This is a genomic window from Streptomyces sp. NPDC050508 (assembly GCF_040655155.1).
GTDB lineage: Bacteria > Actinomycetota > Actinomycetes > Streptomycetales > Streptomycetaceae > Streptomyces.
Map to the genome: position 1 here is coordinate 22410 of NZ_JBFAJJ010000027.1, position 21277 is coordinate 43686.

At 68.4% G+C, this 21277-nt stretch carries 16 protein-coding genes and 2 pseudogenes; 8 read left to right on the forward strand and 10 right to left on the reverse strand.

Annotated features, from left to right (window positions below; genetic code table 11):
• Positions 1-3 precede the first annotated feature (3 nt).
• Positions 4-663 carry a histidine phosphatase family protein gene (locus tag AB0I69_RS44205; protein ID WP_363101487.1) on the reverse strand — a complete coding sequence of 220 codons (660 nt, stop codon included), beginning with the start codon at positions 661-663 and terminating at the stop codon, positions 4-6.
• A 140-nt stretch (positions 664-803) separates the two neighbouring features.
• The gene (locus AB0I69_RS44210) at positions 804-1409 is read right to left on the reverse strand and encodes a YdbC family protein (RefSeq protein WP_363101545.1); all 606 of its coding nucleotides are present in this window, start codon (positions 1407-1409) and stop codon (positions 804-806) included.
• Between the two features lie 155 nt (positions 1410-1564).
• Between AB0I69_RS44210 and AB0I69_RS44215 the strand changes: the two genes are divergently transcribed.
• On the forward strand, positions 1565-2098 hold the full coding sequence (locus tag AB0I69_RS44215; protein WP_363101488.1) for a TerD family protein: 534 nt from the start codon (positions 1565-1567) through the stop codon (positions 2096-2098).
• Positions 2099-2117: 19 nt separating this feature from the next.
• Here the strand turns inward: AB0I69_RS44215 and AB0I69_RS44220 are convergent, their stop codons facing one another.
• The 3 genes from AB0I69_RS44220 to nrdR form a co-directional block, all read right to left on the reverse strand.
• A complete protein-coding gene (locus tag AB0I69_RS44220) occupies positions 2118-2813 on the reverse strand; it encodes a DUF6215 domain-containing protein (RefSeq protein ID WP_363101489.1) in 696 nt (231 codons plus the stop codon).
• 170 nt (positions 2814-2983) lie between these two features.
• Positions 2984-5878: a vitamin B12-dependent ribonucleotide reductase gene (locus AB0I69_RS44225; RefSeq protein WP_363101490.1), complete on the reverse strand. Its 2895-nt coding sequence runs from the start codon at positions 5876-5878 to the stop codon at positions 2984-2986.
• A gap of 164 nt (positions 5879-6042) precedes the next feature.
• The gene (gene nrdR, locus AB0I69_RS44230; RefSeq protein ID WP_363101491.1) at positions 6043-6594 is read right to left on the reverse strand and encodes a transcriptional regulator NrdR; all 552 of its coding nucleotides are present in this window, start codon (positions 6592-6594) and stop codon (positions 6043-6045) included.
• Positions 6595-7159: 565 nt separating this feature from the next.
• Between nrdR and lexA the strand changes: the two genes are divergently transcribed.
• The gene (lexA, locus tag AB0I69_RS44235; protein WP_363101492.1) at positions 7160-7939 is read left to right on the forward strand and encodes a transcriptional repressor LexA; all 780 of its coding nucleotides are present in this window, start codon (positions 7160-7162) and stop codon (positions 7937-7939) included.
• A gap of 152 nt (positions 7940-8091) precedes the next feature.
• Here lexA and AB0I69_RS44240 read toward each other — a convergent pair whose 3' ends face one another.
• The 4 genes and pseudogenes from AB0I69_RS44240 to AB0I69_RS44255 form a co-directional block, all read right to left on the reverse strand.
• Positions 8092-10074, reverse strand: a complete 1983-nt coding sequence (locus AB0I69_RS44240) for an ATP-dependent DNA helicase (RefSeq protein WP_363101493.1) — start codon at positions 10072-10074, stop codon at positions 8092-8094.
• Positions 10075-10616: 542 nt separating this feature from the next.
• Positions 10617-11516, reverse strand: coding sequence for a GNAT family N-acetyltransferase (locus AB0I69_RS44245; protein WP_363101494.1), 900 nt, complete (start codon positions 11514-11516; stop codon positions 10617-10619).
• Positions 11517-11692: 176 nt separating this feature from the next.
• Positions 11693-13897 (reverse strand): IucA/IucC family protein, encoded by a 2205-nt coding sequence (locus tag AB0I69_RS44250; protein ID WP_363101495.1) that lies wholly within the window; start codon positions 13895-13897, stop codon positions 11693-11695.
• A gap of 449 nt (positions 13898-14346) precedes the next feature.
• Positions 14347-14532: pseudogene (locus AB0I69_RS44255) on the reverse strand (aspartate aminotransferase family protein); the annotation flags it as partial.
• Between the two features lie 712 nt (positions 14533-15244).
• On the opposite strand from AB0I69_RS44255, the gene AB0I69_RS44260 reads away from it, so the two are divergent.
• Positions 15245-15979, forward strand: a complete 735-nt coding sequence (locus tag AB0I69_RS44260; RefSeq protein ID WP_363101496.1) for a dienelactone hydrolase family protein — start codon at positions 15245-15247, stop codon at positions 15977-15979.
• A 143-nt stretch (positions 15980-16122) separates the two neighbouring features.
• Here AB0I69_RS44260 and AB0I69_RS44265 read toward each other — a convergent pair whose 3' ends face one another.
• The gene (locus AB0I69_RS44265) at positions 16123-16956 is read right to left on the reverse strand and encodes a LysR family transcriptional regulator (protein WP_363101497.1); all 834 of its coding nucleotides are present in this window, start codon (positions 16954-16956) and stop codon (positions 16123-16125) included.
• Between the two features lie 138 nt (positions 16957-17094).
• On the opposite strand from AB0I69_RS44265, the gene AB0I69_RS44270 reads away from it, so the two are divergent.
• The 5 genes and pseudogenes from AB0I69_RS44270 (at position 17095) to AB0I69_RS44290 (ending at position 21198) form a co-directional block, all read left to right on the forward strand.
• Positions 17095-17595, forward strand: a complete 501-nt coding sequence (locus tag AB0I69_RS44270; RefSeq protein WP_363101498.1) for a nuclear transport factor 2 family protein — start codon at positions 17095-17097, stop codon at positions 17593-17595.
• A gap of 4 nt (positions 17596-17599) precedes the next feature.
• Positions 17600-17812 (forward strand): annotated as a pseudogene (locus AB0I69_RS44275) (NADP-dependent oxidoreductase); the annotation flags it as partial.
• Between the two features lie 370 nt (positions 17813-18182).
• Positions 18183-18260: a hypothetical protein gene (locus AB0I69_RS44280; RefSeq protein ID WP_363101546.1), complete on the forward strand. Its 78-nt coding sequence runs from the start codon at positions 18183-18185 to the stop codon at positions 18258-18260.
• Between the two features lie 314 nt (positions 18261-18574).
• On the forward strand, positions 18575-19804 hold the full coding sequence (locus tag AB0I69_RS44285; protein ID WP_363101499.1) for a hypothetical protein: 1230 nt from the start codon (positions 18575-18577) through the stop codon (positions 19802-19804).
• A gap of 197 nt (positions 19805-20001) precedes the next feature.
• Positions 20002-21198: a hypothetical protein gene (locus AB0I69_RS44290; protein WP_363101500.1), complete on the forward strand. Its 1197-nt coding sequence runs from the start codon at positions 20002-20004 to the stop codon at positions 21196-21198.
• The last annotated feature ends 79 nt before the right edge of the window (positions 21199-21277 follow it).

Consider the following 21277-nt stretch of genomic DNA (forward strand, 5'->3'; position numbering starts at 1 on the left):
CCTTCATCCGGTGATCCCGTACGGTTCCGGATCCCGCCAGCTGGCGAACGGCCGGTCAAGCGCGTACCTGCCGTCGTCTCCCAGAACGAGCATCCGCATCTCGGCGTTCCCCGGGTTCGACAGCGACTCGAACTCCGCGACCGTCCAGTGGAACCAGCGCATGCAGAACAGCCGCATCGCCAGGCCATGCGTCACCAGGAGCACGTTTGTCGGGTGGTCCGGGGCCTCGAAGCTGCGGTACAGGCTCTCCAGGAACCCGCCGACACGGTCGTAGACGTCGGCGCCGGACTCGCCCTGGGCGAAGCGGTAGAAGAAGTGCCCGTAGGCGTCCCGGTACGCCTTCTGGAGGCGTACGTCGTCCCGGTCCTGCCAGTTCCCCCAGTCCTGTTCGCGCAGCCGGGGTTCCTCGCGTACGCGGACGAGGTCGGGATCGAGGTGGAAGGCGCGGAAGGTCTCGTGTGTACGGCGGTACGGGGAGACGTACACGCTGATGCGCTCCCGGCCGAACACCTCCCGCAACCGCTTGCCGGTCTCCTCAGCCTGCCGCCAACCCTGGTCGGTCAGTGCCAGGGCATGGTCGGGTTCACGCTCGTAGACGGTGTCATCAACATTGCCCGTCGACTCGCCATGCCGGACAAGAACGATGCGCCGTGGTCGTGCCATGCCAAAACCCTAGATCGAGTGACGGCATATCGAGCAGTCGTACGGGCTCCATACGGCGTAGGTCACACGAATTCTGCCCGATGGGCCACATAGGGGCGCACGATTCACACACCGGGACGCCGACGGAGTCAGTCCGGATTTCAAACCGTCCAGGACGGTTCCAGCTGCACGATGTCTCCCGTGAGGGACGCGACGTCCGCCTCCGTCTGGGCCCGCAGTGCGAGCCGCTCCACGCGCTCGGTGCGGTACTTGCCGTGTTCCGCGGGCGAATGCCACATCGACAGCACCATGAACTCATGCCCCGGGGCCTCGCCGAACAGCCCTCGGAGCATGCCAGGGGAACCGGCCATCGCCGGATTCCAGACCTTCTCCTGCATCAGCGTGAAGTGCTCGGCACGCTCCTCGTGGACACGGCACAGGGCCACCCGCACCAGGTCGGCGTCGGTGAAGCGCGGTTCGAAGCCGGTCTTCACGTCGAAGCGATGGTCGAACAGCTTGACCTGCGCGTCCTTGAAGGTGCCCGCCTGAGCCGACGCCAGCCGATCGTGGGATCGGGCCATGAAGGAGTCGTAGAAGGCACGGCTTTCCCAGAACGCGAAAATGTGTGCCACCCCTGGCCGCGCTCTGCTCCAGCCTCCCCCCTGTCCCCGAAATCCCGGCTCCCCCAGAAGCCCCGCCCACTTTCGCTGCCCGCGCTCGAAGCCGCGGCGGTCCACCACGGTGCAGCGAATCCACTTGACCAGCACCGCGCCATCGTAAGGCCACGGAGCGTGGCGCCGGTCACGCTCCGGCTGAGATCGTCGGCGCATGCGCCCCCGCGCGCGTGGCACGATGGACAACGAACGCTGATCGCCCAGCAGTTGGGGCGCGCGATCGAGGCGAACGGGGAAGGGGAACTGTGGTGAACGGCCTCAACAAGGGGATCCGCAAGGCCGAAGTCGGGCTCCAGTGGGATCCGAGTCCCACCGGGCAGCCGCCCGTCGATCTGGACATCGTCGCCACCACCTATGCGACGGGCGACCTGTACGGCGCTCCCGCGTACGCGGTGCACTTCGACAGCCGATCCCCCGACGGCACCATCTATCTCAACCGGGACAGCAAGGACGGCAAGGGCTTCGGCTGGGACGAGGTCATGACCCTGGAGCTCGACCGGCTGTCCGAGCGGTACGCGCGCGTGGTGGTCGGTGTCGTCATCCAACAGCGTGTCGCCCACCGCACGTTCGTCAACGTCCTCAACCCGAAGCTGCGCATCCGCGAGGGCTACACCGTCCTCATCCAGCACGACTTCGGCGACGTCCTCGGTGCGACGGCAGCGACGGTCGGGGAGTTCGTCCGGGACGAGTCCGGAAGCTGGGACTTCCATCCCGGCATCCAGGGCTTCGAGGACGACCCCGCGACCTTCACCAGGACGATGGGCAGGGCGCAGCAGCCCTGAGCCCCTCGCGGACGGCTCGTCAGCCGGCGGTCCAGCCCGGGACCGTCGGCAGCACCTTTTCGGCGATACGGAACAGCGCCTCGTCGTCTGGCGCCACGTCGTCCTGGCGCCAGATGGATATCTCGAAGGAGTCGCCACCGTCCTTCGCACTCGTGGAGACCAGCAGGCTGCGGGCGACACCTCCGGGGCCCGTACTGGCCTTGCCACCGCCGAGGTTGAAGCTGATGGCGATGGTCCGGTCCGAGTAGAGGACGGCCGGGTGACCCAGGACCATCTTCACCTCTGAGGTCGAGTCCACGTAGCGGGCCGCCTCGGCGACGGGAATGTCGTCGTAGGACGCCGACAGCCGTACGGAATAGGTCGTCAGGTCTACGTCGGCCTCGGGGCTGGCGATCTTGGTGCCACCGGCGAGCGTCATCCAGCCCGCGCTGCCTCCGGCGGTCTCCGCGTGCTCGTCCGGGGTCCCCAGGAGCACCGGAAGGTCCGAGCGGTTCAGTGCCGTGCAGAGTTGCGCCGGCGATACGTACTTCGCCGGCAGTGTCTTGTCCGTGCTCGCCGTGCAGGTCGCCGGTTTGCTGTCTTCCTGTGACGTCTTCGGCAGGACTGCCCCAAGTCCCCACATACCGCCCACGACACCTCCGACCAGCACCACCGCCGCGACTGCCTGGGCCCCCGCACTCATGCGTCTTTCGGGTTCGACGGAATCGTCGACCATGCCCCCACCCTCCCCTGTGCGCACGCTATGTGCGTCGAGGGAGATTAACTGTTGATCGTTCCGCTGGGAAACCGGATTCGTTCCGGGCCCGGACATGCTGAGGGCGGTGGAGCTCGGATATCGGCTCCACCGCCCTGACCAGCTAGTTCACTTCAAGCAGGTGTCCTTGATCAGCTGCAGCCGCTGGTCGAGCCACACCCCTCGCAGATGTAGCAGGAACCGGCCCGCTGCATCTTCGTACCGCAGGAGAAGCACAGCGGAGCGTCGGCCTGGATGCCCAGTTGCATCTCCACCAGCTCGGCGCTGGTGTGCGCCTGCAGCGGAGCCGGCTTGACCGCCTCTGCCACGGCCTTCGGCGCGGCCACGGCCTTCAACTCCTGGGCGCGCGGCGCCGACTGGGCCAGGCCCTCTACGTCGACCTCGTCCTCCGTCGGCTCGTACGAACCGGTCTCCAGGTGCCGCTGACGCTCCTCGGCGGAGTGGATGCCGAGCGCGGAGCGCGTCTCGAAGGGCAGGAAGTCGAGCGCCAGGCGACGGAAGATGTAGTCGACGATCGACTGCGCCATCCGCACGTCCGGGTCGTCCGTCATGCCGGCCGGCTCGAAGCGCATGTTCGTGAACTTCGAGACGTACGTCTCCAGCGGGACGCCGTACTGCAGACCCACGGAGACGGCGATCGAGAAGGCGTCCATCATGCCGGCGAGAGTCGAGCCCTGCTTCGACATCTTCAGGAAGACCTCGCCGAGACCGTCGTCCGGGTAGGAGTTGGCCGTCATGTAACCCTCGGCACCGCCGACCGTGAAGGAGGTCGTGATGCCCGGGCGGCCCTTGGGGAGGCGCTTACGGACGGGGCGGTACTCGACGACCTTCTCGACCGCGGTGCGGATGGTGTCCTCGGCCTTGGCGGTGACCTCGACCTTCTCCTTCTCCTTGGTCTTCGCGGAGAGGGGCTGGCCGACCTTGCAGTTGTCGCGGTAGATCGCGAGCGCCTTGACGCCCATCTTCCACGCCTCGAAGTAGACCTCTTCGACGTCCTCGACGGTCGCCGTCTCCGGCAGGTTGACCGTCTTGGACAGCGCGCCGGAGATCCAGGGCTGGATGGCGGCCATCATGCGGACGTGGCCCATCGCGGAGATGGAGCGCTCGCCCATGGCGCAGTCGAACACCTCGTAGTGCTCGTGCTTGAGGCTCGGGGCGTCGATCACATTGCCGTTGTCGGCGATGTGGGCGACGATCGCCTCGATCTGCTCCTCCTGGTAGCCCAGGCGGCGCAGGGCCTGCGGAACGGTGCCGTTGACGATCTGCATCGAGCCGCCGCCGACCAGCTTCTTGAACTTGACCAGCGCGAGGTCGGGCTCAAGTCCGGTGGTGTCGCAGGACATCGCGAGACCGATGGTGCCGGTCGGGGCGATGACGGACGCCTGCGAGTTACGGAAACCGTTCTTCTCGCCGAGGCGCAGCACGTCCTGCCAGGACTCCGTGGCCGCGGCCCAGACGGGCGTGTCCAGGTCGTCCGCGCGCGGGGCCACGGCGTTGGCGTCGGCGTGCTGCTTCATGACACGCAGGTGCGGCTGCTCGTTGCGGGCGTAGCCGTCGTAAGGGCCGACGACCGCGGCGAGTTCGGCGGAACGCTTGTACGACGTGCCGGTCATCAGCGAGGTGATGGCACCCGCGAGGGCACGGCCGCCGTCGGAGTCGTACGCGTGGCCGGTCGCCATCAGCAGGGCGCCGAGGTTGGCGTAGCCGATGCCGAGCTGGCGGAACGCGCGCGTGTTCTCGCCGATCTTCTGCGTCGGGAAGTCCGCGAAGCAGATGGAGATGTCCATCGCGGTGATGACGAGCTCGACGACCTTGGCGAAGCGCTCGACCTCGAAGGACTGGTGGCCCTTGCCGTCGTCCTTCAGGAACTTCATCAGGTTCAGCGAGGCGAGGTTGCACGACGTGTTGTCCAGGTGCATGTACTCGCTGCACGGGTTCGAGCCGTTGATACGGCCGGACTCCGGGCACGTGTGCCACTGGTTGATGGTGTCGTCGTACTGGATGCCCGGGTCGGCGCAGGCCCAGGCGGCCTCGGCCATCTTGCGGAAGAGCTGCTTGGCGTCGACCTCCTCGATGACCTCGCCGGTCATGCGGGACGTCAGGCCGAACTTGTCGCCGTTCTCCACGGCCTTCATGAACGTGTCGTTCACGCGGACCGAGTTGTTGGCGTTCTGGTACTGCACCGACGTGATGTCGTCGCCGCCCAGGTCCATGTCGAAGCCCGCGTCACGAAGGGCGCGGATCTTCTCTTCTTCCTTGACCTTGGTCTGGATGAAGTCCTCGATGTCGGGGTGGTCGACGTCCAGGATGACCATCTTGGCCGCGCGGCGGGTGGCGCCACCGGACTTGATGGTGCCCGCGGAGGCGTCGGCGCCGCGCATGAAGGAGACCGGTCCGGAGGCGTTGCCACCGGAGGAGAGCAGCTCCTTGGAGGAGCGGATGCGGGACAGGTTCAGGCCGGCGCCGGAACCGCCCTTGAAGATCATGCCCTCTTCCTTGTACCAGTCGAGGATCGACTCCATGGAGTCGTCGACGGCCAGGATGAAGCAGGCCGAGACCTGCTGGGGCTGCGGGGTCCCGACGTTGAACCACACGGGGCTGTTGAAGCTGAAGACCTGGTGCAGGAGGGCGTACGCCAGCTCGTGCTCGAAGATCTCGGCGTCGGCGGGCGAGGCGAAGTACTTGTGGTCCTCGCCGGCCTTCCGATACGTCTTCACGATGCGGTCGATGAGCTGCTTGAGGCTCACCTCGCGCTGCGGGGTGCCCACGGCACCGCGAAAGTACTTGCTGGTGACGATGTTGACCGCGTTCACCGCCCAATCGGCGGGGAACTCGACGCCACGCTGCTCGAAATTGACCGAGCCGTCGCGCCAGTTGGTCATGACGACGTCACGACGCTCCCACTCCACCTCGTCGTACGGGTGTACGCCGGGGGTGGTGTGAATACGCTCGATGCGCAGTCCCTTGGTGGCCTTGGTCCCCTTCGCGCGGGAACCTCGTGCCGGACCGCTCGCCGTCTCTGTCATGCCGCCTCCCTCTACAGGCAAAAACGCCCGGAAATGCCACGATGTTCCCGTGGCAGAGTGTTTGTCTGATGTCGCGGGCGCCCACAGCTCATGGCCCCGCAACAAGTCCTGGTTCGCCGCCGCCCGGCCGGATCCGGGGTCTCCGCCCGGTTCCGGCCCGTCGGTCAGTCGGCGGAGTGGGCGGGCACGGGGACCTGAACAGTCCCCCCGGTCCCGCCGTCGTCTTCCTGGCTTCCCGAAACCGCGTCTTCGTCGTCCGCGGCGGGGCCTGGCGTCGCCTCCCGCAGTTCCACGATCGCGGCCTCGAAGTCCTCAAGGGAGTTGAACGCCCTGTAGACGGAGGCGAATCGCAGATAGGCGACGAGGTCGAGCTCCTGCAACGGGCCGAGTATGGCCAGCCCGACGTCATGGGTGGTCAGTTCGGCACTTCCCGTGGCCCGCACCGCCTCTTCGACCCGCTGGCCGAGCTGGGCGAGTGCGTCCTCGGTGACAGGCCGTCCCTGGCATGCCTTGCGCACACCGTTGATGACCTTGGTACGACTGAAAGGCTCGGTGACTCCGGACCGCTTGACCACCATGAGCGAGCACGTCTCCACGGTCGTGAAACGACGGGAGCAGTCAGGGCACTGGCGGCGCCGGCGGATCGACGTGCCGTCGTCGGTCGTACGGCTGTCGACGACACGGCTGTCGGGGTGCCTGCAGAAGGGGCAGTGCATGGTCTCCAACCCTCCCTCACAGCAGACTCAATAGCCTCGTGAGACCTCTTGGGCCTCTCGAAGCAGCCCCAAGCATAGGCGATGACCGGGACTCTGGAGACCCGGGGGACCACAACTTCTGGGCTGCTACCGCAATCCAACCACTAGATGTGGTGATTGGCTCACACAAACACGCCGTACGCGCGTGTCGCACCCGTATTGGCATGTGCCATACGACCGTCCCGCCACCCCGAACACGCGGGCGCACAGCCTTACCGCCAGGCCACTTGCGGAGATACCGTGAGCGCGGCACGGAGGAGGCGTGGGGCTCCCGCACAGAACGGGACCGGCTCCCGGCTGCCGGGACACCGGGTGGCAGACTGGGGCGGCAACCCACAAGGTCACCACCCAGGCAGTGAAGAGCACGACAAAGTGCCCCTTCGTCCGCCAGGTGCCGCGTTGGCCATACACCCAGACGCATGATCGCGACAGGCTATCTGCACTTTTTCACTCGAACGTGTGTTTGGCGCAACCTTTCGAAAGCAACTACCGTTGTCCAGCAGGGAGACCATCGAGAGGGGCCGACGTGACCACCACCGCAGACAGTGCCACCATCACTGCCCAGGATCGCTCCCAGGGCCGACTCGAGCCGGTGCATGCAATGAACGAAGCCGCGAATCCCGAGGGACACAAGCGCTCCCTGCCGGGCCGACCTCCCGGTATCAGGGCGGACAGCTCGGGGCTCACGGACCGGCAGCGCCGGGTGATCGAGGTCATCAGGGACTCGGTGCAACGACGGGGCTACCCGCCGTCGATGCGCGAGATCGGCCAGGCCGTGGGCCTGTCCAGCACGTCCTCGGTCGCACACCAGCTGATGGCACTGGAGCGCAAGGGCTTCCTGCGCCGCGACCCGCACCGCCCGCGCGCGTACGAGGTCCGCGGCTCCGACCAGTCCTCGTCGGTGCAGCCCACGGACACCGCGGGCAAGCCGGCCGCGTCGTACGTCCCGCTGGTGGGCCGTATCGCCGCCGGTGGCCCGATCCTGGCCGAGGAGTCGGTCGAGGACGTGTTCCCCCTTCCCCGCCAACTGGTGGGTGACGGTGAGCTGTTCGTCCTCAAGGTCGTCGGTGACTCGATGATCGAGGCAGCGATCTGTGACGGCGACTGGGTCACTGTGCGCCGCCAGCCGGTCGCCGAGAACGGTGACATCGTGGCCGCCATGCTCGACGGCGAGGCCACCGTCAAGCGCTTCAAGCGCGAGGACGGCCATGTGTGGCTCCTCCCGCACAACTCCGCGTACGAGCCGATCCCCGGCGACGACGCGACCATTCTCGGCAAGGTGGTGGCAGTGCTGCGGCGCGTGTGACGGCTGCGGCGGGCGGGCCCCATCGGCCTCGCCCCCTGACCGGACCCCGGGACCCCTGCGCCGGTTCCGGGGTCCTGTGCTGTGCGGGCACCGGCGGCAGCCGGAACCCGACTCGGTGTTGGCCCGACACTCCGGGCCAACACCGCACGGGATCACTCCTGTTCGGCTTCCCCCTGCTTCGCCTTCGCATCGATCGCGGCCAGCGACCTACGGACCTGGTTACGGTCCGTGGTGTACCAGAAGTCGGGCAGTGACGCCTTGAGATAGCTGCCGTAACGGGCGGTGGCCAGCCGTTGATCCAATACGGCGACCACTCCTCGGTCTCCTGACGCCCGTACGAGACGGCCGGCGCCCTGGGCCATGAGAAGCGCCGCATGCGTGGCGGCCACGGCCATGAAGCCGTTGCCTCCGGCGTCCTCAACCGCCTTCTGGCGGGCGCTCATGAGCGGATCGTCCGGGCGCGGGAACGGGATCTTGTCCATGACCACCAGCTGGCAGCTGGGTCCGGGGACATCGACGCCCTGCCAGAGCGACAGTGTGCCGAAGAGACAGGTCTTCGGATCCGCCGCGAAGTTCTTGATCAGCTCACCGAGCGTCTCCTCGCCCTGGAGCAGGATCGGGTACTCGGGGATGCGCGAGCGCAGTTCCTCGGCGGCGAGTTGGGCGCCCCGCATCGAGGAGAAGAGACCCAGAGTGCGACCGCCCGCCGCCTGGATCAGCTCCGTCAACTCGTCCATCATGTCGGCGCGATCGCCGTCCCGCGCGGGGCGCGACAGGTGCTTGGCGACGTAGAGGATGCCCTGCTTCGGGTAGTCGAAGGGCGAGCCCACGTCGACGCCCTTCCACTGCGGAAGATCGTCCCCCGCCGTACCTTCGGGGGCGAGGCCCAGGGATGCCCCCACGCCGTTGAAGTCGCCGCCCAGCTTCAGCGTCGCGGAGGTCAGGGTCACCGAGCGGTCCGCGAAGAGCTTCTCCCTCAGCAGGCCAGACACGGACATGGGGGCGACGCGCAAGGAGGCGCCGAAGCGGTCGTGGCGTTCGTACCAGACGACGTCCCACTCGGAGCCGTTGGTGACGCGCTCCGCCACGTCGTGCACGGCCTCCACGGAGGCCAACGCCTGCTTACGGACCGCGTCCTCGTCCTGCACGGACTTGTCGCGGGTGGCGCCGATCCCGGAGATGACCGTACGGCAGGCGTCGCGCAGCGCCATGAGGGCGTAACCGAGGTCCTCCGGGATCTCCTCCAGGCGGCCCGGCAGGGCCAGCTCCATCAGCCGCTCGAAGCCCTCGGCGGCGGTCTGGAGCTGATCGGCGGCCTTCTCGTTCACCAGCTTCGCGGCACGGCGCACCGCTCGGTTGACCTGGCCAGGAGTGAGCTCGCCGGTGGCCACTCCGGTGACCCGCGAGACCAGTTCGTGGGCCTCGTCGACGATCAACACCTCATGCGGCGGGAGGACGGGAGCGCCCTCGATGGCGTCGATCGCGAGCAGTGCGTGGTTCGTGACGACGACCTCGGCGAGCTTGGCGCGCTCGCGGGCCGCCTCTGCGAAACACTCCGCCCCGTAAGCACACTTCTGGGCGCCCAGGCACTCCCGGGAGGACACCGAAACCTGCGCCCAGGCGCGGTCGGAGACTCCGGGCGTGAGGTCGTCGCGGTCACCGTTCTCGGTCTCGTCCGTCCAGTCGCGCAGCCGCAGCAGGTCCTGGCCCAGCTTGCTGGTGGGCGCCGCCGCCTCGAACTGGTCGAAGAGGCCGTCCTCCTCGTCCTGCGGCATGCCTTCGTGGAGTCGGTGCAGGCACAGGTAGTTCGACCTGCCCTTGAGCATCGCGAACTGGGGGCGGCGGCGCAGCAGCGGATGCAGTGCCTCGACCGTGCGCGGCAGATCCCGCTCCGCCAGCTGGCGCTGGAGCGCGAGGGTGGCGGTCGCCACAACCACACGCTCCCCGTGCGCGAGCGCGGGCACGAGGTAGCCGAGCGACTTTCCGGTGCCGGTGCCGGCCTGGACCAGCAGATGGGAACCGTCGTCGATCGCCTCCGCGACGGCTTCGGCCATGGTCACCTGGCCGGGGCGCTCCGAACCGCCGACGGCAGTGACGGCAGCATGCAGGAGTTCGGGGAGTGAGGGCTTCGTCATAGCCCGACCACCCTACGGGGCGGGACTGACAACCGGGCGATCAAGGCTGGGAGGCGAGGGTGGATCGAGGTCGGGGGCTTTCGGACGGGGGCTGGTTCCGTGCGGATGGGGATCGGTTCGATTCGGTTTGGTTCAGTTCGGACAGAAGTTGGTTCGGTTCGAAGTGGGCTCAGTTTGGTTCAGGGAGTCTGGTCGGTTCGGGGCGGGGTCCGGACAGTTCGGTTGAGTTCGGTGGAGTTTGGTGGGTGGGTGCCCGTCCGGTCGGGAGCGGGGCCCGGTGGTGGGTGCGAAACCCGGTGATGGGTATGGGGCTTGCCGGTCGGGACACGGCGACGCGACTGAGGACCGGATCGACTCGATTGCGTTTCCGGCTTTCCGTGTTGGCCGCCCGTGCAGAGCAGTCGGCTCGGCCGGGTGGCCCGGTCGGTGGGGCAGATCGATCGGGATCGAGCAGATCGGCGTCGGTCGGAATCCGATTCGACGGAGTGGGAACCGGAACGGCCCGGGCGGTGTACCAAATGTGACGGCGCTGCCACGTGGCGCTACAGCAGATCGCGCAGGGAACGGTCTCGGACCATGAGGGCGGCCCGCTTGGCGGGCAGGTCGACCTCGGCGGAGAACCGGAAACCAGCGCCCAGGAAAGCAGCTACGGAGGGAGTGTTGCGAAGGTCGGGTTCCGCGACGATGCGAGCGCAGGCGGAGCGCTTGTCGAGTACGAGATCGGCGACGGCCCGGAGGAGGGTACTGCCCAGCCCTCGTCCTCGGTCGGCGACGTCACCGATGAGGAGGTGGATGCCTGTGTCGTGCGGTCGGGCGGGGTAATGACGGGCCAGTGTGTCGAGGTCCGCCCGGTAGATCTCCCAGTAGCTCATCGGGGTGCCGTCCAGCACGCCGAGACAGGGAACGCTGCGTCCGTCGCCGGCGAGTTGGGCAAGCAGGTGGTCCTCGGTCAGCGCCTGAGGCCCGGCCAGCTCCCAGAACGCTGCGACAGCAGGGTCGTTCATCCAGTGGCTGATCAGCGGAAGGTCGCGCTCGATCTGGACGGGGACGAGGTGGAAGGCGCCTGCCGGTGTGCGGGTCCACCCCCAGTCGCCGACACGGTCGAGGAGATTGTCACCGGTGGGGATGCGGGAGTCGGGCGGAGCCGTGATCTCCCGCGGGTTCCCTCGCCCGTTGGTGTCGGACGCGCGGGCGTCGGCTGCGTCGGAGCCAGCTGTGTCGGTGTCGGTCACGTCGTGGTCTGTCACGTCGTGGTCTGCCGCAACGTGGGCTACCGCGTCGGCGGCGTCCGCCTCGGCGCAGAGTGCGATGAACTCCTCGGGCAGGCGGAGGTCGAGGGTGTCCTCGGCGTCCGTGCCCGGACTCTGGCTTGCACTCGCGCTGGTGCCGAGATCGGAGGCGGGGACAGTCGCGATGTCGGCGCTCGCATGGGTGGGACGCACAGTGACGCTCCTCTCAGGAGATGGGGTGGGTCATGTTCCTCAGGGACGAAGGGAGTTGGGGGTTGGGAGTTGGGAGTTGACAGTCGGAGCGAAGGGAGCGAGTGACGCTCGGAGTCGGAAGCAGTCAGTGACGGTGGGAGCCGTAGCCGGTCGGTGGTGATCGGAGCCGGTGATGGTCAGGAATGAAGGGGGTTGGCGATGGTGACGTAGACGGACTGGGTGTCGACCGGGCCGATGAGTTCGTCGAGGCCGTGCAGCCGGGTCAGGAGGTTGGCCTTGCAGCGGAGGACGGGTGAGTCGAGCAGGCGGGCCGGCAGGGAGGTGCGCAGCCGGGCGGGACCGGAGGCCACGTCGCCGAGGAAGCGGCGGAAGGCGGAGAGCAACAGCCGCTCGTCGGCGAGGCGCTGCGAGCCGAACGCTCCGATGAGACCGAGCACGTTGTTGATCGCGAGGTAGTACGCGAAGCGTTCGTCAGTGACCTCGTCGGAGACGAAGGTGTCGCTGTGTTCACCGATGCCGGGCAGTCGGGCGTCGAGTTCCGCGCGCCGGGATGCACGGAAGTAGTAGCCCTGGTTGTCGCGGTAGCGGCCACCTGCGGGCCAACCTTCACCGTCCAGCAGGAGCAGCGTGTTCTGCTGGTGTGCCTCCAGGGCGATCCCCGCCTCGCTGTCCAGCCACAGCACGGGCCGGACGACCTGCTCCAGGTAGCGCAGGAACCACTCGGCGGCGACTGCCGCACGTGGCCGGCCGGTCCGCTGGGCAAGGCTCGTGACGACCTCGGCCAGACGGGATCGCATCAGAGGTGCACCGGACGCGGAGCGGCTGATGTGCGAAGTTGCCCCCGGTTCGGCGACGGTGGCGCTCCGCCTGGCGTACGGCCTTAGTGAAACGAGCCCGGCGATGCAGGAGACGTCGTCGGACACGCTGAACGGGTTGTGCCGGATCACCACGTCGATTCCGGCCAGGGGTGCGCGGGTACCCGGCTCGCTCGGACCGGCGCCACGCTCGCCTGCACCTGGGCTTGGGTTTGGGCTTGGGTTTGGGCTTTGGTCTGCTCCGCGCTCCCCCAAGTCGACACCGCACCAGTCCAGCGCGTCGACGGCCAGCCAGGCCGGGTCGCGGACGATGTCGAAGCCGGGGTGGGCGGCCAGCCACTCCTTGGACAGGCCGCTGCGGAGCAGGCGGTGCACTTCGACGCCGCGGTGGAGTTCTTTGCGGAGGTTCTCACGACGGGAGTTGGTGATGCGGAGGCCAAGAGACAGCTTGAGCATGGCGGGGGCGCCGGATTGGTGGACGGTTCGCACGGAGGAGGTGGGGTGCCACGGGGTGCCATGAGGGCCGAGGTCCTGGATCAGCCCGGCGTCGAGCAGGGCTGCGATGTCGGCACGGTGTCGGATCTCGCGCCACTGCCAGGGGTGCAGGGGAAGAGCAGCATGTCCGTCGGGGAGGGGCAGCTCGGTTCCGGCGAGTCGGGCCGTGAGTTGAGCGGCGGGGACAGGTCGGCCGCGTTCGGTCCAGGCCGAGTCGGTGGCGAGTACGGAAGGAGCGACAGCCAGCCAGTGGAGTGGGAAGGAGCCACGCAACTCCGGTGAGTACAGGCGGGCTTCAGCCTCGGAGAGGCCCTCGCGGCTCTTCGGGGTCGGGTGCAGCGGGTGTCCGAGCAGCAGTGCCTGTTCGGCGGAGAGGAAGAGATCGGTGTCGCCGGCCGGGTGTGCACGACGGTCGGCGATGAAGGTGACGGTACGGCGGACGGAGTCGGCCACGCGGGCCACCAGGTCGGTCGCGGTGCCGGGTGCCATTGCGGTTGCGGTTGCGGTTGCCGCACCCACTGCCGACGGCGACGCTACTGCCGACGTCGCTGCCGCTGCTTCTGTCCCTGCCTCTGCCTCTGCCTCTGCTTCCTCGGCAACAACCGGCGTGGTGCCGGAAGTTGCCACCCCCTCGGCGCCGCCGTGCGCAACCGTCTCCCTGGCAAGCAACGCAGCGACCGTCGCCGCGTCGGCCGGTGGTGCGCCGTGGGGAGCGTCGGACAGGTACGGAAGGCCGAAGCGGTGCCAGCCCGTCGGGGACCAGTAGTGGACCTGGGCATGCAGGGCCGTGCCGCTGGTGGGGAGGGGGATGCGGAGGACGCCCTTGGCGGGGGCGGGGAGGTTCGTTTCGCGTACCCAGCAGCGCAGGAGGTTCTCGACAGCTGCCGCCTGGGCGGCGGTGTGGGGGTCTGGATGCTCCAGCAGGTCGGCGCTTGTGACACGGGGCGGGCCTACCTCCGGGCTGCGCGGCTGCTGCCGGGGAACGGACTCGGCCGACGCCGTCGCCAGGGTTTGCGTGTGTCGAGGGTTCGGCTCGTAGGAGTGGCCGTCAGGGGTGAACGTGGGGTTCAAGACTGTTCCTCGGGAGGTGTTTCGGAGTGGGAGTCGTGAGGCGACGGACCCGGTGGCTCTGGCAAGCGTTGGTCCTGGGCGTTCTGCAACTGGTGCTTCAGGGAAGGCGAGTTGGCATCCGATGGCGTTCCGTCCTCCGGAGCAGCCGCCTGGATGTACCGGTGTCGGCCGGTCAACGTGCCAGTGCCGACCGGTCGGTGCACCGGTACCAGCCGGTCGACGCACCGACCCACCGACGCACGGAGGACCGGTGGTCGACGGCGACGTACCGGCGCCCCGATGAGGTCGCCGTACGCGCATATCCGCTCTGCACGCGCGTGGGCGTCGGTCACATCGGTTGGCGCGGGCTGGCCGGACCGTTCGGAGCGGGCACTGTTCCGCTGGTGACGCGGGAGTGCCTGGTCGTGGTCGGAGCGGAGGCCGGTACCGTCGCTGCTGCCGGTCTGGCCGCGGGCCACGGGCTCCACCGCGTCGGCGAGGCGGTCAAGTACCGCTGTCGCCTGCTCGTCGGTGAGTGTGAGGGGTGGGAGGAGCCGTACGACGTTTGCGTGGCGGCCGGCGAGTTCGACGACGAGGTCACGACGCAGGCACTCCTGTTGGACCGCGGGGGCGAGTTCGGGAGAGGAGGGACGGGGATCGTCAGCGGGCCCACGTCCCCTGAACGCAGACTCGGCCACGGTTCTCCGTCCCTCCCGCTGTCCAAAGGCGAGTTGAGGTATCGCGTCGCCACGGGTTCAGGGGACCGCGTACCGACAGCAGGCCCCCATCGCTACCAACCCCGCACCGTCGACGGGGTTACGGGTTGCCTCAAGATCCTTGCCGTGACGGAACGGTTGTCGGTCCAACACGGCCTTAGGTGCGGGTGTTTGGCATCTCTTGGCTACATCGACTTGGCTGCACCGGCTTGGCTGCACCGGCTTGGCTGCACCGGTTTGGTTCCGTCAGCTTGCCGTTCAAGCTCTGCCGTCGAGCGGGCTCAAGCTTGTTCGGACGCGTGCGCCCGGAGCCGTTGGAAGCCGCTTGTGCTGAACCACACCTGCGGCAGTTGTTCCGACCGGGTCCAGGATCCAAGGTGCTGGCCGCGATCACTCTCGCGAACAGCACTCTGAACCCGGGGAGGGCTGGCATCGATTCTGTCCGGTCGGCTACGTTGTGCGGCGATGACTACCGGGACGGCATTGCGCCACGCACGGATTGGTGACCCGGCGCTCCTCTGAGCGCCGTACGGGCCGGTGTCGGCCCGCTGTTGGATCGGGGATCCGGCGCTGCTGCGCGGGCTCCGCCTCCTGTCGTGTTGATCAAAGCTCGACACGTCAACCACGACAGACGACAGGAGCAGGAGAACGCATGCCCGACAAGATGCTGCACATTGCCACTGCGGACGGTGAGGCCGACGCTTTCGCCGCCTTCCCCGACGGTGGTGAGCGGCACCCAGGGGTGCTGATGTACCCGGACGGCTTCGGCATCCGGCCCGTGTTGCGGGAGATGGCCCGCGAACTGGCCAGGCACGGGTACTACGTGCTCGTCCCGAACATCTTCTACCGGCACGGCCCGGCACCGGTGATCGAACTTCCCGAGTACATCGGAGAAGAGGTCCGGCCCGCGGTCTTCGCCCAGCTGATGCCCTTGATCGAGGCGCACACCGCCGAACGCGCCCTGAGCGACGCCGACGCCTACCTCAGGTTCCTCACCACCCGGCCCGAGGTCTGCACCGGACCGGTCGCGGTGACCGGCTACTGCATTGGCGGTCTGCTGGCGATGCGCACCGCCGTGGCCCACCCCTGCCAGGTGGCCGCCGTCGCCGGATTCCACGCTCCCGTGGGGGCCGACGGGCCCGACAGCCTCTCCAAGCTGACGGCCCAGGCCCACTTCGGTCATGCCGAAGGCGACCTGACGCCCGAGGCCCTCGGCGAGCTCAACCAGGCCCTGGACGCCGCGGGTGTCGACTACACGTCCGAGATCTACCCGGGCACCATCCACGGCTTCACCATGGCCGACACCGACGCCTTCAACCCCGCCGCGCTGCAGCGCCATTGGGACCGCCTGCTGCCCCTCCTCGACCGCGCGTTGGCCAACAGCTGAGGCTCCCGCTCGGAAACCAAGCCTGAGTACATCGCGCTCTGGAGTGCCGTCGATCAATGGCTCCCCAGCCGGTCGGATCGGCGGGCTGGTGACGGCGGTGGGGAGGGGCGGTACTGCGCCCCGGCATTGACCGCCGGGCAGCCTCAAGACCCGGCCGCGCCGGCGTCTTTCGCATCAAGCACGCGCCGCGCCTCGGCCGCGCGGGCCGAGCGCACGAAAGCGGTGACGGCCGGACGGGACGCCCCCTCCGGCCACGCCAGAGCAAGACGCGTGGGCCGCAGGTCCGACACCGGCACTGCGGCCACCTCGGAGGGGATCCGTTCGGCGGCCCCCGAACCCACGACGGTGATCAGGCGCCCGAGCACGACCCGGTCGATGATCTCGTCGAGCCCGACCGGCGGGCATTCGGGCGCGAAGTTCGCGTCCTGGCCGAGCTCGGCGACCGTCACGACGGTGCGCCGGGCCAGTGGATGGCCGCGCGGGACCAGCGCGAAGGGTGCCTCCTCCGTCAGGTCGGCGGTCCGCAGCCCGGTGAGGTCGTCGGTGCCGAGGCACAGCAGCGCTACGTCGGCCCTGCCGTCTCTGAGGGCGGCCGGGCGGTCATGTGTGAACACGACGTCGTGGCTGCCGACTTCGGAGGAGCGAACCAGGTCGGCGATCAGCCCGGACGCGGTGCCGGGACGTACCGCCATCACCAGCCGCCCGGGCTGCTGCACGCGCTGGGCTCGCCGCACGGCCGCGTCGAGCGAGTCGAGCAGCCGTCGGCTTTCGCCCAGGAACACGGCACCCGCGTCGGTGAGCGCGACCCGGCGGCTGCTGCGCTCCAGCAGCCGTACCCCCATGCGGCGCTCCAGACGGCTGATCGCGCGCGACAGCGGGGGCTGGGCCATGCCCAGGCGCTCCGCGGCCTTTCCGAAGTGCAGTTCCTCAGCGACCGCGACGAAGTAGGCGAGTTCGCGGGTCTCCAGACGATCCATACCTTCAGGGTATCGACCCTTGCCGGAACCCTCATGGCTCTCACCTTCCCCCGGTGTTCCACTCGATTCAGGAACAGGAACGGGACTCGTATCAAGTACGGGGCTCGTATCAAGAACACGAAGGGAACGTGCGAAACCATGAGCGACGAGCGCAAGGTCCAGGAGGTCCTGGCCCGCTATGTCCGCACCACCGACCGACGCGACGGCAAGAGCCACGGCGCCCTCTACACCGAAGACGCGACCGTGCATGTCTTCATCAAGACCGGCCACAAGTCCGGCCACGACGCCTATGAGGCGGTCGGCGAGCCGATCATCGGTGCCTCGGGCGTGGAGTACGCGATGGACAACTTCATGGCGCCGCACCCCGAGGGCGGCTCCAGTCACCACGTCACCTCGGACCACCTCATCGAGGTCGACGGCGACCAGGCGCACATGAACGCCCAGTTCGTGGTCTTCGAGGTCCGTGCCGCCTCCCGCCCGGCAGCCGGCTGGCCCGAGGACGCCTTCGGCATCCAGGGCACCGTCCGGCCCATCGAGTCCGGCTACTACGACACCGATCTGCGCCGCGTCGACGGCGAGTGGAAGATCGTCCGGCACCGCGTCCTGCACGACATGCCGTATGTGTTCCCGGGGGCCTGAGCGGATGAAGGCCGTCGTGTACCTCCGCCACGGCGGACCGGAGGTCCTTGAGCTCACCGAACTGCCCGGGCCGAAGACCCACGTGGACTCGGTGCTGATCCGGGTCAAGGCCGCCGGGCTGAACCGCGCGGGCGCCGCTGTCCAGGTCGGGGCCCTGGACAGCGCCGTGGAAACGTTCTTCCCGGTGGTGCCCGGCTGGGACATCGCCGGTGCGGTGGAGCACTCGGGGCCCGGAGCACGGGAGTTCGCGACGGGCGACGAGGTGATCGCGTACATCCGCGGCGACGTACAGCGGGCGCACGGCGGTTTCGCCGAACCGGTCTCCGCGGGTGTGCGCACCGTGGCACGCAAGCCGAGCGCCCTGTCCTTCACCGAAGCCGCGGGCCTGCCGCTGGCCGGCCCGCGCGCGCTCGGCGCCCAACCGGTCGCGTACAGCGGGGACTTGATCGACGAGGTGCTCAACCTGGTCCCGAAGGGCGTGGACACGGTGTTCGACACCGTCGGCGGGGGCCGTACGGTCCGGTGGCAGGGCGGCGTCCATTGCCGAGGCCGGCCTGCTCACCGTACGCGTCGGCGCGGTCTTCCCCCTGGAGAAGGCTGCCGAGGCACAACGCGCCTTCGCCACCGGGAACATCACCGGCAAGGTCGTCCTCGAAATCGGCTGAGCCATCGGTTTCCTGGACGCACTCGATGTCCCCGATACGGCCAATGTGGCAGCCCGGAACCCCAACGACCGGTGTCAACGCAAGCGCCGACACCGGTCGTTGGCATCAGTCGTTGACGTCAGTCATTGCCGTCCACACGAGCCGACAGTCCCGACGATTGCCTGGCCAGGCAGCCCGTAGCGAAACCGTTGCCGTTCCATGCGAAGTCCCCCACAGCGAGCGCATAGTGTGTGATGCCGTTCCCGAAGGCCATGAGTTCCGGCTGGGAGCACAGCCGTGGCGCACCATCCGTTCACCCAGGGGGAGTCAACACCATGCGATCGATACGGCCGTCCTTCACCGCCCGGCGTGGGAGGGGCGCGCGTCGCGGAACCTCCCCCGCGCTGGCCGCTGTTGCCCTCGCCTCGGTGCTCGCGCTCACCGCGACCGGCTGCAACTCCGGTGACACCAAGGCGGACGGCCAGTCCACCGCGTCGGCGACCAGCAGTGACACCGGCGACGGCAAGATCAAGATCCCGGACGACATCAAGAACAAGCTCAAAGAGCACGGGATCGACATCGACAAGTGGAAGCACGGCGCCTGGAAGAACTGGAACAGGGACGACTGGCTGCGCGAGGCCGACGACTACATCAACCCCATCATCAAGGGGTTGTGGAGTAACGGCCGGATGCGGGACGCCAACGACCCGGACAAGGGTGTCGACACCAACGACATCTCCGGTGACCAGGGCGTGACCGACCCGACGCCCGCGGTGGTGGACGCGAAGGCCGTGTCGCCTACGTACCACGCGAACGCGGCGACGGCGGGCAAGGTGTTCTTCGACTCCCCCGAGGGCACGATGGTCTGCTCGGCGACGGTCGTGGAGGACCCGGCGCACCCGGGCAAGTCCAACCTGGTGTGGACGGCGGGGCATTGCGTGCACGCGGGCAAGAAGGGCGGCTGGTACCGCAACATCGCGTTCGTGCCCTCGTACAACAACTCCGGTATGACGACTGCCCAGTTGGGGACCGCCACCCGGGACCAGGTCGCTCCGTACGGCGTCTGGTGGGGCGACTGGGCGCAGACCTCGCAGCAGTGGATCGACCAGGGCGGCGAGACGGGCGGGCAGGGTTCGTCGTACGACTACGCCGTGATCCATGTGACACCCGAGAAGGGCAACGACGGCAAGTCCCTTGAGGAGACGGTCGGTTCGGCGCTTCCGGTGAACTTCAGCGCACCGGCCGTACCGAAGGTTTCCAGCATCACGGCGACCGGCTACCCCGCGGCGAAGCCGTACGACGGTTCGACGCTGTACCGGTGCACGGACCAGCCGGGGCGGCTGTCGATCAACGCCTCGGACCCGACGATGTACCGCATCGGCTGCAGCATGACCGGCGGTTCCTCCGGTGGCGGCTGGGTCGAGACGGGCTCCGACGGCAGGCCTGCGCTGGTGTCCAACACCTCGATCGGCCCGGTGACTTCGGGCTGGCTGGCGGGTCCGCGGCTCGGTGATGTGGCCAAGGGCGTGTACGACTCGGTCAGCAAGAAGTTCGCCGGCCAGTAGGCGCGGCGGCAGGCACAGTCGGGGGACGGGCGGCGGCCGGGTGTCTCACAGGAACCTCACCGCCTCACCGGCGTTCGTCCCCAACTCCCCCGGCATAGTGGGGTGTCGCGGAACGACCAGCAGTACACGGTCAGTAGTGAGCGATCAGTAGTAGTCAGCAGTAGAAGACCAGCAGTTTCCACGGGGGTTATCGCACCATGCGTTCCACACGTACGCCCGCAGCGTCTCCGCGCGGGCGGCGCACCGGGCTGGCCGCCGCCGGTCTCGTCGCGGCCCTGTCGCTCACCGCGACAGCCTGCAACGGCGACGACTCCGCGAGCGACAAGCCCGCCGCCACCGCCACTCAGGCCTCCGACCAGGACAAGGTCCGGATTCCGTCGTCCGTCGCCGACAAGCTCAAGGAGCACGGCGTCGATGTCGACAAGTGGGCGGACGGCGGGTGGAAGAACTGGGACAAGGACAAGTGGCTCAGTGAGGCCAAGGACTTCGTCAACCCGGTGATCAAGGGGCTGTGGAAGCCGGAGCGGATGAAGTCCGCCAAGGAGGCCAACAAGACGGTCTCCACGAAGGCCGCCGCCGCCGACCAGGGCGTCAGCGACCCGGAGCCGGCAGCCGTCGAGGCCGCGGCCGAGAAGACGCCGTACCATGCGAACGCGGCCCCGGTCGGGAAGGTCTTCTTCGACTCCCCCGAGGGTTCGATGGTCTGCTCCGGCACGGTCGTCAAGGACGTCAACCACCCCGGCAAGTCCAACCTCGTGTGGACGGCGGGCCATTGTGTCCACGCGGGCAAGGGCGGCGGCTGGTACCGCAACATCGAGTTCGTGCCCTCGTACAACGACCTCGGCGAGTCCGCGTCCCGACTGAGCAACGCCTCGGCCACGGAGATCGCTCCCTACGGCCAGTGGTGGGCGGACTGGGCCTCGACCTCGAACCAGTGGATCCAGGACGGCTCGGAGACGGGCGGCGCGGGTGCCGCGTACGACTACGCCATCCTCCATGTGAAGCCGCAGTCCGGTTCCAAGTCCCTTGAGGAGACGGTCGGCGCCGCGCTCGACGTGGACTTCTCGGCGCCCTCCGCGACCGAGGTCGGCTCGATGGGCGCCTGGGGCTACCCGGCCGCGCCGCCGTACAGCGGTCTGAAGATGTTCAAGTGCCTCGACCGGCCCGGCCGGTTGTCGCTCAGCACGGCCCTGCCGACGATGTACCGCATCGGCTGCACCATGACCGGCGGTTCGTCCGGCGGCGGCTGGTTCCGCGTGGTGGACGGCAGGACAGAGCTGGTCTCCAACACCTCGATCGGCCCGTCCGACAACACCTGGCTCGCGGGCCCCCAACTCGGCGCCACCGCCGAGTCGCTCTACGAGAACATGAGCAGGACGTACGGCGGTCAGTGACCCGCGCGCACCCGTGCATGCCGAAGGCCCGCCCCCGGGAAGAGAGTTGGGGGCGGGCCTTCGGACCTACCGTGCTACG

Coding starts and splice junctions, on each gene's coding strand:
- AB0I69_RS44205 (WP_363101487.1), bottom strand. CDS start 663: ATGGCACGACCACGGCGCATCGTTCTTGTCCGGCATGGCGAGTCGACG.
- AB0I69_RS44290 (WP_363101500.1), top strand. CDS start 20,002: ATGCGTTCCACACGTACGCCCGCAGCGTCTCCGCGCGGGCGGCGCACC.
- AB0I69_RS44265 (WP_363101497.1), bottom strand. CDS start 16,956: ATGGATCGTCTGGAGACCCGCGAACTCGCCTACTTCGTCGCGGTCGCT.
- nrdR (WP_363101491.1), bottom strand. CDS start 6,594: ATGCACTGCCCCTTCTGCAGGCACCCCGACAGCCGTGTCGTCGACAGC.
- AB0I69_RS44240 (WP_363101493.1), bottom strand. CDS start 10,074: ATGACGAAGCCCTCACTCCCCGAACTCCTGCATGCTGCCGTCACTGCC.
- AB0I69_RS44285 (WP_363101499.1), top strand. CDS start 18,575: ATGCGATCGATACGGCCGTCCTTCACCGCCCGGCGTGGGAGGGGCGCG.
- AB0I69_RS44220 (WP_363101489.1), bottom strand. CDS start 2,813: ATGGTCGACGATTCCGTCGAACCCGAAAGACGCATGAGTGCGGGGGCC.
- AB0I69_RS44260 (WP_363101496.1), top strand. CDS start 15,245: ATGCCCGACAAGATGCTGCACATTGCCACTGCGGACGGTGAGGCCGAC.
- AB0I69_RS44225 (WP_363101490.1), bottom strand. CDS start 5,878: ATGACAGAGACGGCGAGCGGTCCGGCACGAGGTTCCCGCGCGAAGGGG.
- AB0I69_RS44270 (WP_363101498.1), top strand. CDS start 17,095: ATGAGCGACGAGCGCAAGGTCCAGGAGGTCCTGGCCCGCTATGTCCGC.